General features: G+C 62.4%; 11 protein-coding genes. 4 read left to right on the forward strand and 7 right to left on the reverse strand.

Annotated features, from left to right (window positions below):
* A partial coding sequence (locus APH42_RS27060) for a pyruvate carboxylase subunit B (protein ID WP_060494618.1) occupies positions 1–1359 on the forward strand: 1359 nt, incomplete at its 5' end.
* A 102-nt stretch (positions 1360–1461) separates the two neighbouring features.
* Here APH42_RS27060 and APH42_RS27065 read toward each other — a convergent pair.
* The 3 genes from APH42_RS27065 to APH42_RS27075 are packed head-to-tail and all read right to left on the reverse strand — an operon-like array spanning position 1462 to position 3229.
* On the reverse strand, positions 1462–2133 hold the full coding sequence (locus tag APH42_RS27065) for a GNAT family N-acetyltransferase (protein ID WP_012274873.1): 672 nt from the start codon (positions 2131–2133) through the stop codon (positions 1462–1464).
* A 7-nt stretch (positions 2134–2140) separates the two neighbouring features.
* Positions 2141–2587: a GNAT family N-acetyltransferase gene (locus tag APH42_RS27070; protein WP_060494619.1), complete on the reverse strand. Its 447-nt coding sequence runs from the start codon at positions 2585–2587 to the stop codon at positions 2141–2143.
* Between the two features lie 12 nt (positions 2588–2599).
* Positions 2600–3229 (reverse strand): FMN-binding negative transcriptional regulator, encoded by a 630-nt coding sequence (locus tag APH42_RS27075; RefSeq protein WP_012274871.1) that lies wholly within the window; start codon positions 3227–3229, stop codon positions 2600–2602.
* A gap of 90 nt (positions 3230–3319) precedes the next feature.
* Here APH42_RS27075 and APH42_RS27080 point away from each other — a divergent pair, with 90 nt between their 5' ends.
* Positions 3320–4849, forward strand: coding sequence for a PLP-dependent aminotransferase family protein (locus APH42_RS27080; RefSeq protein ID WP_012274870.1), 1530 nt, complete (start codon positions 3320–3322; stop codon positions 4847–4849).
* A gap of 32 nt (positions 4850–4881) precedes the next feature.
* On the opposite strand, the gene APH42_RS27085 is transcribed toward APH42_RS27080, so the two are convergent.
* The 4 genes from APH42_RS27085 to aspA form a co-directional block, all read right to left on the reverse strand.
* The gene (locus APH42_RS27085; protein WP_012274869.1) at positions 4882–5985 is read right to left on the reverse strand and encodes a polyamine ABC transporter substrate-binding protein; all 1104 of its coding nucleotides are present in this window, start codon (positions 5983–5985) and stop codon (positions 4882–4884) included.
* Positions 5985–7028, reverse strand: a complete 1044-nt coding sequence (locus APH42_RS27090) for a histone deacetylase family protein (protein WP_012274868.1) — start codon at positions 7026–7028, stop codon at positions 5985–5987. Before APH42_RS27090 ends, APH42_RS27085 begins: the two co-directional genes overlap by 1 nt.
* Before the next feature lie 116 nt (positions 7029–7144).
* Positions 7145–8137 carry an AraC family transcriptional regulator gene (locus tag APH42_RS27095; protein ID WP_060494620.1) on the reverse strand — a complete coding sequence of 331 codons (993 nt, stop codon included), beginning with the start codon at positions 8135–8137 and terminating at the stop codon, positions 7145–7147.
* 179 nt (positions 8138–8316) lie between these two features.
* Entirely contained in the window at positions 8317–9741 is a 1425-nt protein-coding gene (gene aspA / locus APH42_RS27100; RefSeq protein ID WP_041166808.1) for an aspartate ammonia-lyase, read from the reverse strand.
* Between the two features lie 182 nt (positions 9742–9923).
* Here aspA and APH42_RS27105 point away from each other — a divergent pair, with 182 nt between their 5' ends.
* Both APH42_RS27105 and purE read left to right on the forward strand, forming a co-directional pair.
* Positions 9924–10856, forward strand: coding sequence for a LysR substrate-binding domain-containing protein (locus APH42_RS27105; protein WP_012274865.1), 933 nt, complete (start codon positions 9924–9926; stop codon positions 10854–10856).
* A 171-nt stretch (positions 10857–11027) separates the two neighbouring features.
* The coding region (gene purE, locus APH42_RS27110; protein ID WP_060494621.1) for a 5-(carboxyamino)imidazole ribonucleotide mutase at positions 11028–11382 on the forward strand (355 nt) is incomplete at its 3' end.

Consider the following 11382-nt stretch of genomic DNA (forward strand, 5'->3'; position numbering starts at 1 on the left):
GTGCACACCATCGAAGCCTTCGTGAACCAAGCCAAGCAGATGGAAGCCATGGGTTGCGACTCGGTAGCGATCAAGGACATGGCCGGCCTGCTGACCCCATTCGCCACTGGCGAGCTGGTCAAGGCGCTGAAGGCCGAGCAGTCGCTGCCGGTGTTCATCCACTCCCACGACACCGCCGGCCTGGCGGCCATGTGCCAGCTCAAGGCTGTGGAAAACGGTGCAGACCACATCGACACCGCCATTTCCAGCTTCGCCTGGGGCACCAGCCACCCGGGTACCGAGTCGATGGTTGCCGCGCTCAAGGGCAGTGAGTTCGATACCGGCCTGGACCTGGAACTGCTGCAGGAAATCGGCCTGTACTTCTACGCCGTGCGCAAGAAGTACCACCAGTTCGAAAGCGAGTTCACCGCCGTGGACACCCGCGTGCAGGTCAACCAGGTGCCGGGCGGCATGATTTCCAACCTGGCCAACCAGTTGAAAGAGCAGGGTGCGCTCAACCGCATGAACGAAGTGCTGGCTGAGATCCCACGTGTGCGTGAAGACCTTGGTTACCCGCCGCTGGTAACGCCGACCTCGCAGATCGTCGGCACCCAGGCGTTCTTCAACGTGCTGGCCGGCGAGCGCTACAAGACCATCACCAACGAGGTGAAGCTGTACCTGCAAGGCGGTTACGGCAAGGCGCCAGGTGTGGTCAACGAGCAACTGCGCCGCCAGGCGATCGGCAGCGAAGAAGTGATCGACGTGCGCCCGGCCGACCTGCTGAAGCCGGAGATGGCCAAGCTGCGTACCGACATCGGCGCCCTGGCCCGCTGTGAAGAGGACGTGCTGACCTTTGCCATGTTCCCGGACATTGGCCGCAAGTTCCTCGAAGAACGCGAAGCCGGCACGCTCACCCCGGAAGCCCTGCTGCCGATTCCAGAAGCTGGCGCCGTTTCTGCCCCTGGCGGTGAAGGCGTACCGACCGAGTTCGTCATCGACGTGCACGGCGAAACCTACCGCGTCGACATCACGGGTGTGGGTGTGAAGGCCGAAGGCAAGCGCCACTTCTACCTGTCCATCGACGGCATGCCGGAAGAAGTGGTGTTCGAACCACTCAACGAATTCGTCGGCGGCGGCGGCAGCAAACGCAAGCAAGCCACCGACCCAGGCCACGTCAGCACCACCATGCCAGGCAACATCGTCGATGTGCTGGTCAAGGAAGGTGACGTGGTCAAGGCCGGTCAGGCCGTGCTGATCACCGAAGCCATGAAGATGGAGACCGAAGTGCAGGCGGCCATCGCCGGCAAGGTCGTCGCCATCCATGTGGCCAAGGGCGATCGCGTGACGCCGGGTGAAATCCTGATCGAGATCGAGGGCTGATTCAGGCCTTCATCCACAAGCGGTTTACCTCTGGGGAGCGGATGCTCCCCTTTTTTTTGTGCTGCATTTGATGGCCCTGTCGCCAGCAAGCCAATACAAAAATCAACCGTTGCGGCACGCTTCCAATGTTTGTCGCTGCCCGCCTGGCTGCTGATTATCCTCACCCAGCCACCGCTCGAAGCCGGCAGCCACCGCCGGCCATTCATCATCGGTAATCGAATACCAGGCCGTATCGCGGTTGTGGTCCTTCACCACCAAGTGTTTGCGGAAAACCCCTTCGTAGGTGAAGCCAAATCGCTCCGCTGCACGCTTCGAGCGGGCGTTGGCGTTATTGCACTTCCACTCCAGCCGGCGGTTGCCCAGTTCGAAGCCGAGCTTGCCCAGCAGGTACACCGCCTCGGTGCTCTTGGGTGTGCGCTGCATGGGGGCGCCGAAAGCGATATGGCCGATTTCGATTCGGCCGTGGTCGGGCACGATCGACATCAGGGTGAGGATGCCCTGGGCCTGGCCACTAGCGCGGTCGATGACGGTGTAGTACAGCGGGTCCTGGCCTGCAGCGTTGCCTTCCAGCCAGCGATCGAAGGCGGCACGTTCGGCGAATGGGCCGTAGGGCAGGTAGTCCCACAGCACTGGGTCGGAGGCTGGCCCCTGCAGTACCTCCCAGAGGTCGTTGCCATGGCGCACCGGGTCGAGCTTTTCCAGGCGGATGAAGCGGCCTTCGATTGGCTCGGCCTTGGGTGTTGCGGCGGGTTTCCAGTTCAATGCGTCAGTCATATCTGGCCTACAAACCTTTGCGGAATTGGATGAAGCCCGAGCGCTCGGCAACCTGCTGATACAGGCTGATGGCGGTGGCGTTGGTTTCGTGGGTCAGCCAGTGCACCTTGCTGCAGTTATCGGCCTTGGCGGTGGAGTAGACGTGTTCGATCAGTTGCCGACCGATGCCCAGGCCACGCTGCGTGCTGTCCACGTACAGGTCTTGCAGGTAGCAGGCATTCTCGATGCTCCAGTTGGAGCGATGGTAGATGAAGTTGACCATCCCCACGGCCTTGCCATCGACCCAGGCCAGTGCCGAATGGGTTGGCTCGTTAGGGTCGAGCAGGCGCTGCCAGGTGCTCTGGCTGACTTCATCGGCCAACTCGGTTTCGTAGAAGTGCAAGTAGGCCTGCCACAGGGCCTGCCAGGCGGCGTGATCTTGGGCGGTGACAGGGCGCAGGGTAACGCTAGACATGGGGCTATTCCTTCAGAGTTGGCGCATGTGCGCCGCGAGTTGGTTGTCTTGTTGATCGGTACTGGCGCTCAGGCTTTCGCACACACCGGCGATGTCTTGCTCGGAGCGGTTCTGGCTGAGCTTGCGCGCGCCTTGCAGGCGGGCGATGGGCAGGCGGACCCCGACGATGGCGCGGAGCATGCCGTCGAGGTAGTCAGCAGGGGCATCGGTGACCTTCCACGGTTCGCTGCGCCCCTGTTCGTGTCGGTCGGTCAGGCGGCTTACGATCGCCAGCAGCGGCTCGGCCTCATGGATAACATCGGCCGGGCCATAGGCGTGCACAGCCAGGTAGTTCCAGGTCGGCACCACCTTGGGGTTATCGGCCTTGCTTGGGTAGTAGCTGGGGCTGACATAGGCATCGGCGCCGGGGAACACCAGCAGCGCTTCGCCGCCTTGCTCGAGGTCTTGCCATTGGCGGTTGGCCCGGGCCAGGTGGGCATATACTGTGCCGAACTCGCCCTCAGCGGTATCGACCAGCACCGGCAGGTGCGTGGCCAGCAGGCCCTGCTCGCCGTGGCTGACCAGAACGGCCAGGCGGGTGTCCAGCATGTGTTGGTGCAGGCGGGCGAGGTCGTGTTCCTGGTGGGGTTTGCTGTTGTACATGGGCGGGATCCTTGTCGAATGGCTTCATCCTAGGCAGGCTATTGGTTCTGGGTAAGAGCCATTACTGTCTGATTTGATAGGTCCAATGCCATGAGCCAGCAGCCCCTCATACTGCCTTTCGACCCTGCCGGCATCGCCCTTGATCGCCGTCGCGGGCTTAGCCAGCAGCTTTATCAGGCGTTACGGGCGCGGGTGCTGGATGGGCGCCTGAGCAGTGGCACGCGGCTGCCGGCCACACGTGACCTGGCGGGCATGCTGGCGCTGTCACGCAACAGCGTGGTGCGTGCCTATGACCAACTGTATGCCGAAGGCTACATCGAAAGCCGCGTCGGTGATGGCACGTACGTTAGCCAGCTTCCGAAACTATCCACACAAGTATCCACAGGGTTATCCCTGGGTTTATCAACAGGGTTATCCACATTTTCCGTTGGAAATACTGATGATTTATCCAGCGATCGACGTTTGAGCGAGCCTTTGCAGCGCTTGAAAAGTGGTCATTTGCCCTCGCCAAGAAGCGGTGCGCCTCGTGCTTTTCGCGTCGGTATTCCGGCATTCGACCTGTTCCCATTTGACGTCTGGGCCAAGCTGCAGGCGGGTTTCTGGCGCAACCCTTCCCCTGAACAGCTGGGCTACGGTGATCCGGCAGGTGAGCCGGCTTTACGCGAGTTGATCGCGGCTTACCTGCGCCGCTCGCGCGGGCTGAGCTGCACGGCTGAACAAATTGTGATCACCAGTGGTGCGCAGCAGGCCATCAGCCTTTGTGCACAGCTGCTGCTGCAACCTGGCGACGGTGTGGCTGTGGAAAACCCAGGCTATCGGGCGGCCGGTCATGCTTTCACGCTGGCGGGTGGCCGAGTGTTTGGCGTGCCGGTGGATGAAGACGGCATGGATTGCGGCCGGCTCGAGCAACGGCCGGATTGCCGGCTGGCCTATGTCACGCCTGCTCACCAGTACCCGACCGGGGTGACCATGAGCCTGGCGCGCCGCCTGGCATTGCTGGCCTGGGCGGAACGCAGCGATGGCTGGGTCATCGAGGACGACTACGACGGCGAGTATCGCTACAGTGGCGCGCCGCTGGCCCCGCTGGCAGCGCTCGACCGGCACGGGCGGGTGCTGTATGTCGGCACCTTTGGCAAGATCGCCTTCCCGGCGTTACGCCTGGGCTATCTGGTGCTCCCGCCGCAGCTGGCGCAGGCGTTCAGCCAGGGCAAGGCGCTAGCGGTGCGGCATTCGGAGGTCAGCAGCCAGTGCGTGATGGCCGAGTTCATGGCCCGCGGGCATTTTCAGCGGCATATCCGCCGTATGCGCAAGGCGGCGTTGAACCGGCGCAATGTGCTCAAGGCCGGTTGGCCAGTGGATGTTCCGGGGTTGGGCGCAATGCCGGAAGTGGCGGCCGGGCTGCATGTGAAGGTCGATGTGGATAACTTTGCGAAAGAGCAGGAACTGGTGGCAAGAGCGGAGGCGGTGGGCGTGGAGGTAACACCGCTGAGCAATTTCTGGTTGGCGGATAGCGATGTGCCTGTGGATAAGCGAGCGGGCTTGGTGCTGGGGTTTGCGGCGGTGCCTGAGGGTGAGATTGCCGAGGCCCTGATGAAGCTGCGCAAAGCCTGGAGAAAGTGAATGGGGCCGCTGTGCGGCCCTTCGTGGGTGACTCAGGTGCCGGACTTGATCCGCGTCCAGGCCCGGGTTCGCGCCCGTTCGGCATCCCGTGCCAGGGGCTTGAGGGTATACAGCTTGGCCATCGCCTCGGCCGTCGGGTACAGGTTGGGGTTGTTGCGAATCGTCGGGTTCACCTTGGCGGTCGCATCTTTGTTCGGGTTCGGATACCCAACGAAGTCGCTGATGGGTGCGATCACCTCGGGTCGCAGCAGGTAGTTGATGAACGCATGCGCATCCTCCGGGTTGGCCGCGCCCTTCGGAATCGACAGCATGTCGAACCAGATCGGCGCGCCTTCCTTGGGCAGGCGCATGTCCACCACCACGCCATTTTTCGCCTCACGGGCGCGGTTGGCGGCCTGCGAGAAGCTGCCGCTGTAGCCTACCGCCACGCAGATGTCGCCATTGGCAATATCTGCCATGTACTTCGAGGAATGGAAGTAGGTGATATGCGGGCGAATCTTCAGCATCAGTTCCTCGGCCTTCTTGTAGTCGGCCGGTTTGTCGCTGTTCGGCGGCAAGCCCAGGTACTGCAGGGCCAGAGGCATGATCTCCGATGGCGAGTCGAGCAGGGCTACGCCGCACTGCTTGAGCTTGGCGATGTTCTCTTCCTTGAAGATCAGGTCCCAGCTGTCCACCGGCGCATTGTCGCCCAGCGCCGCCTTGACCTTGGCCGGGTTGAAGCCGATCAACACGGTGCCATACATATACGGCACGGCAAACTTGTTGCCCGGGTCGTTGGCTTCGATCAGCTTCATCAGCGCCGGGTCCAGGTGTTGCCAGTTCGGCAGCTTGCTGCGGTCCAGCGGCTGGAAAACCCCGGCTTCGATCTGTTTGGCGAGGAACACGTTGGACGGTACCACCACGTCATAGCCGGAGTTGCCGGTGAGCAACTTGGCCTCCAGTGCTTCGTTGGTGTCGAAGATGTCGTACACCAGTTTGACGCCGCTGTCCTTCTGGAAGTCGGTCAAGGTCTGCGGGGTGATGTAATCGAACCAGTTATACACACGCAGGGTGCGCTGCTCCGCTTGGGCGTGCAGGGCACCGGTGAACAGGGTGGCAGCGATGAACGGGGTGAGCAGACGCTTGAGTCGGACCATTACCGGGCTCCTGGCTGGGCGCGCTGGAAGCCTTCCAGCACATTGACCGCGTTGATACCGATTTCTTCCACAGCGTAGCCGCCTTCCATCACGAACAAGGTCGGCTTGCCCAGCTGGCCGATGCGCTGGCCCATCTCCAGGTAGTCCGGGCTGTCCAACTTGAACTGCGAGATGGGGTCATCCTTGAAGGTGTCCACACCCAGGGAGATCACCAGTACGTCGGCGTCATAGCGGGCGATGCGCTGGCAGGCGTCTTCCAGGGCGGCACTCCAGGCAGCCCAGTCGCTACCGGCCGGCAAGGGGTAGTTGATGTTGCAGCCCTCGCCGGCGCCTTCGCCGGTTTCATCGGCATAGCCGAGGAAGAACGGGAATTCATCCTGCGGGTCGCCGTGGATCGAGGCAAAGAACACATCATCGCGGCTGTAGAAGATGTCCTGGGTTCCGTTGCCGTGATGGTAGTCGACGTCGAGGATGGCAACCTTGCGCCGGCCTTGGTCGAGGAAGGCCTGAGCGGCGATGGCGGCGTTGTTGAGGTAGCAGTAGCCACCCATCACTTCGCCAGCGGCGTGGTGCCCTGGCGGACGGCACAGCGCGAAGGCCGAATGGGCACCTTGCTGGATCGCTGCCTGGGCGGTAAGGGCGACCTGGGCGGCGCTGTAGGCCGCTTGCCAAGTGCCGGCGGTGATCGGTGCACCGGCATCGAAACTGTAGTAGCCCAGCTCACCGTGCAGGCCAGTGGGTTTTACCTGGCGCAGGGTGCGTGCAGGCCAGGTGAAGGGTAGCAGGTCGCCCTCATGGCCCAATGCGGCCCAGCGGGCCCAGGCGCCCTCGAAGAAGTTCAGGTAGTCGGCGCTGTGGATGCGAAGCAACGGCGCGCGGCCGAAATCGGTAGGGCCTTGGATATCGCCGAGGTTGCGCTTTTTTACCTGGTCGAGCACATGGTCTGCACGCGAAGGCATTTCGAAGCAGGGCATCAGCTTGCCGTCGATCAGCTCGCAGCGGCCGTGGTGCAGGCGGTGGTCATCGGAATAGATCGTCAGCATTGTTGTTCTCCGGTGGGTACTGGCGTGGGTCCATTGTCATGGGCGGATCAGTACGGGAGAACGACGCAAATGGCCAAAAGGGGATCGATATGGCCAAGCGCTTTGGCCGCAGCAGCTCAACCGCGAAAGTGGCTGGGCGCCACACCACTCCAGCGTTGGAACGCATGCCGAAAGCTGGCCGTCTCACTGAAGCCCAAGGTCTCGGCAATCCGGTAAATCGGCATTTGCTCGTCTGTCAACAACTGCTTGGCCCGTTCGAACCTTAGCTCGTCCAGCAGCTGTTGATAACTGCAGCCCAACGCCTGTAAATGCCGACGCAGGGTGCGCGACGAGCAGTTCATCTGCCTCGCCAGCCCTTCCAGCCCCGGTGCTGCGTCCAACTGCTGCACCAGCAGCTGGCGAATCCGCCCTAGCCAGGCCTGGCGGCCCGTGAACTCCAGGTTCAGGCGTCGGCAGCGTTCACTCATGGCCTTGTGGGTAATCGGGTCGGCCAGCGGCAGCGGCATATCCAGCCAGCGCCTTTCGAAGGCAAAGGCATTGTCCTCGGCGGAGAAGCCGATCGGGCATTGGAACGCATCGGCATAGCGTGTGTGGTAACCAGGACGAGGGTGCTCGAAACGGGTGCCCAGCAGCGGCAACGGGCGGCCAAGCAGGTCGTCGCAGATGACTTTCAGCGAAACCAGGCAGAACTCTGCGTTGAACGCGCTCAGCGCAGGGCTGTCGTGATAGTCGCTGGCGCTGAACCAGACGCGCTGGCCGTCGTCGAGCAAACGCAGCTTGAAGACTGTTCCCAGCAGTGCCGGATACTGCAGCGCCAGGCGCAAGGCGTCACCCAAAGTGGCACTGGAGAGCAGGGCGTAACCGAGCATGCCGTAGCACGACACATGCATGCGCCGGCCCAGCTCCAGGCCGATGTCCTCACGCCGGGCCACTGCGTTGGCGCACACCTGCAGTTCCTGCTGGGTGGTGATGCGCGCATCGGCGTGGCCCAGGTCTGCCGGGCCGATGCCGCTGCCGGCCAGCAGTGCCGAGGCCTCGCAACCGTCTGCCTGAAAGACATTGAGGATCAGCGAAACCGCATTGAGGGTGGTCAGGTGACTGTGCAGCATGCTGGGTAATCCCGTTGGCCTGGGACGCATTATGGAGCAAGTTGTGTGCCGATATCCGAGGCCGCCTGGTGGCGGCAAAACCATCAGGCAAAAAAAAGGCCCGAAGCATAGGCTCGGGCCTTGAAAGGTTGAGAGGTGTCTAGTCCCTTAACCTGGTGAGACTGTTTGCAGCGGGCTGGTTACGACTTCAGCGGAACCAGGCGCGGGGCGATCATGTTTTCTGGACGCAGGATGTCGTCGAGCATCGCGTCGTCCAGCAGCTTCTCTTCACGCACCAGTTCCAGCACGCCGCGGCCGCTTTCCAGGGCAACGCGGGCGATACGGGTGGCGTTTTCGTAGCCGATGTACGGGTTCAGTGCAGTGACCAGGCCGATCGAGTGCTCGACCAGTTCACGGCAGCGCTGTTCGTTGGCGGTGATGCCGACGATGCAGTGCTCGCGCAGCATGTCCATGGCGCGTTGCAGCAGGCGGATCGAGTCGAAGATCTTGTAGGCGATCAGCGGCTCCATCACGTTCAGCTGCAGCTGGCCACCTTCGGCGGCGACGGTCAGGGCCAGGTCGTTGCCCATGATGGCGAAGGCCACCTGGTTGACGGCTTCCGGGATAACCGGGTTGACCTTGCCTGGCATGATCGAGCTGCCTGGCTGACGCGCTGGCAGGTTGATCTCGTTGATGCCGGTGCGCGGGCCGCTGGACAGCAGACGCAAGTCGTTACAGATTTTCGAGAGCTTGACCGCGGTACGCTTGAGCATGCCGGAGAACAGCACGAAGGCGCCCATGTCGGAAGTGGCTTCGATCAGGTCGGCAGCCGGTACCAGCGGCTGGCCACTGATGGCGGCCAGGCGCTGTACGGCCAGAGCCTGGTAGCCAGGGTCGGCGTTGATGCCGGTGCCGATGGCGGTACCGCCCAGGTTGATTTCGGTCAGCAGTTCCGGGGCCAGCGAGCGCAGGCGCTGCAGGTCTTCGGTCATGGTGGTGGCGAAGGCGCGGAATTCCTGGCCCAGGGTCATCGGTACGGCGTCCTGCAGCTGGGTACGGCCCATCTTCAGTACGTGGTCGAATTCTTTACCCTTGGCAGCGAAGGCCTGAATCAGGCTGTCGAGGCTGGCCAGCAGTGCGTCGTGGCCCAGCAGCAGGCCCAGACGGATAGCGGTCGGGTAGGCGTCGTTGGTCGACTGCGCCATGTTCACGTCGTTGTTCGGGTGCAGGTACTGGTACTCACCCTTCTGGTGGCCCATGGCCTCCAGTGCAACATTGGCAATGACTTCGTTGGCGTTCATGTTGGTAGAAGTACCAGCACCGCCTTGGATCATGTCCACCACGAACTGGTCGTGGTAATCGCCTTTGATCAGGCGGGCGCAGGCTGCGGTGATGGCAGCGTGCTTGGCATCGCTCAGGTGACCCAGCTCACGGTTGGCGTCGGCAGCGGCCTGCTTGACCATGGCCAGGGCCACGACCAGCTTCGGGTAGTGCGACAGTGGAACACCGGAGAGGTGGAAGTTGTTGGCAGCGCGCAGGGTCTGGATGCCGTAGTAGGCATCTGCAGGAACTTCAAGGGTACCCAACAAGTCTTTTTCGACGCGGAACGATGCAGCGGAGGACATGATGTATATCATCTCGATTTTGACCCGGCACATGCCGGAATGGCGCCAATCCTAGGCCTGAAGGTGATTTTGCGGCCAATGCTGTTGCACGCTAACCTATGCACAAACGGCATAGTGTTTCGTGTGACGCCAATTGACATTCGAGCGTGTTCCATTTTGGTGCATGCCGGGAGATGTGCTTCGTGAACCTTGAAAGCAAATGGCTGGAAGACTTCAGTGCGCTGGCCGCTACCCGCAGTTTTTCCCAGGCGGCAGAGCGGCGTTTCGTGACCCAACCGGCCTTCAGCCGGCGCATTCGCAGCCTTGAAGCGGCGCTGGGCCTGCAACTGGTGAACCGTTCCCGCACACCGATCGAACTGACCGAAGCCGGGCAGCTTTTTCTCGTCACAGCGCGCACCGTTGTCGACCAGTTGGGCGAAATTCTCCGCCATTTACATCACCTTGAGGGTGGGCAGGGCGAGGTGGTTCAGGTAGCGGCGGCACACTCCTTGGCATCAGGCTTTTTCCCCCGTTGGGTTGCCCAGTTGCGCAACGACGGTTTGAACATCGCCACCCGCCTGGTTGCGACTAACGTCGGAGATGCCGTGCACGCATTGCGCGAGGGCGGCTGTGACCTGATGCTGGCTTTCTACGACCCGGATGCGGCCCTGCAGATGGATGCCGAGATCTTCCCGTCGCTGCACATGGGCACTACGGAAATGCTGCCGGTGTGTGCAGTGGATGCTGAAGGCAAGCCATTGTTCGACCTGGAAGGCGAGGGCAGCGTGCCGCTGCTGGCCTATACCGCGGGTGCATTCCTCGGGCGGTCGGTGAATTTGCTGCTGCGCCAGCGCAACCTGCGCTATACCACCGTCTATGAAACCGCCATGGCCGACAGCCTTAAAAGCATGGCGTTGGAAGGCCTGGGCATCGCCTGGGTGCCGCGCCTGTCGATGCGAGGCGAGCTGGAACGGGGCGAACTGGCTGTCTGCGGCGGCAGCCAGTGGCATGTGCCACTGGAAATTCGCCTGTACCGCTGCGCCCTGGTGCGCAAGGCCAACGTCAGGCTGTTGTGGCGCAAGCTCGAGGGGGCGGCGGCGGTTGACCCAAAAGTCAGCCAAAGCCCCGAAAAATAAGGCCCGACAGTTGGTCGCCGGGGTGCCTTAATCGCACTACCTTACGGTATACTGCGCGGCCTTTCGACCGGATGCATCCGGTCCTGATCAGCAAACAAGCCACGCCGGTCGTCCCGCGTGGCTTGTTGTTTTTTGACGCGCCTGCGGGCGCACAAGCGAAGAGGCTCGACGATGAGTGCACTGGTTGGCGTGATCATGGGCTCCAAGTCCGATTGGTCCACCCTTAGCCACACCGCCGATATGCTGGAAAAACTCGGCATTCCCTACGAAGTGAAGGTGGTTTCCGCTCACCGCACCCCGGATCTGCTGTTCCAGTATGCCGAGGAGGCCGAGGGCCGTGGCATCGAGGTGATCATCGCCGGTGCCGGTGGCGCAGCCCACCTGCCAGGCATGTGCGCCGCCAAGACCCATCTGCCGGTGCTGGGCGTGCCGGTGCAGTCGTCGATGCTGTCGGGCGTCGATTCGCTGCTGTCGATCGTGCAGATGCCTGCTGGCGTGCCGGTTGCCACCCTGGCCATCGGCCGTG

The organism is Pseudomonas sp. NBRC 111140, from assembly GCF_001320885.1.
Taxonomy (GTDB): Bacteria; Pseudomonadota; Gammaproteobacteria; order Pseudomonadales; family Pseudomonadaceae; genus Aquipseudomonas; species Aquipseudomonas putida_P.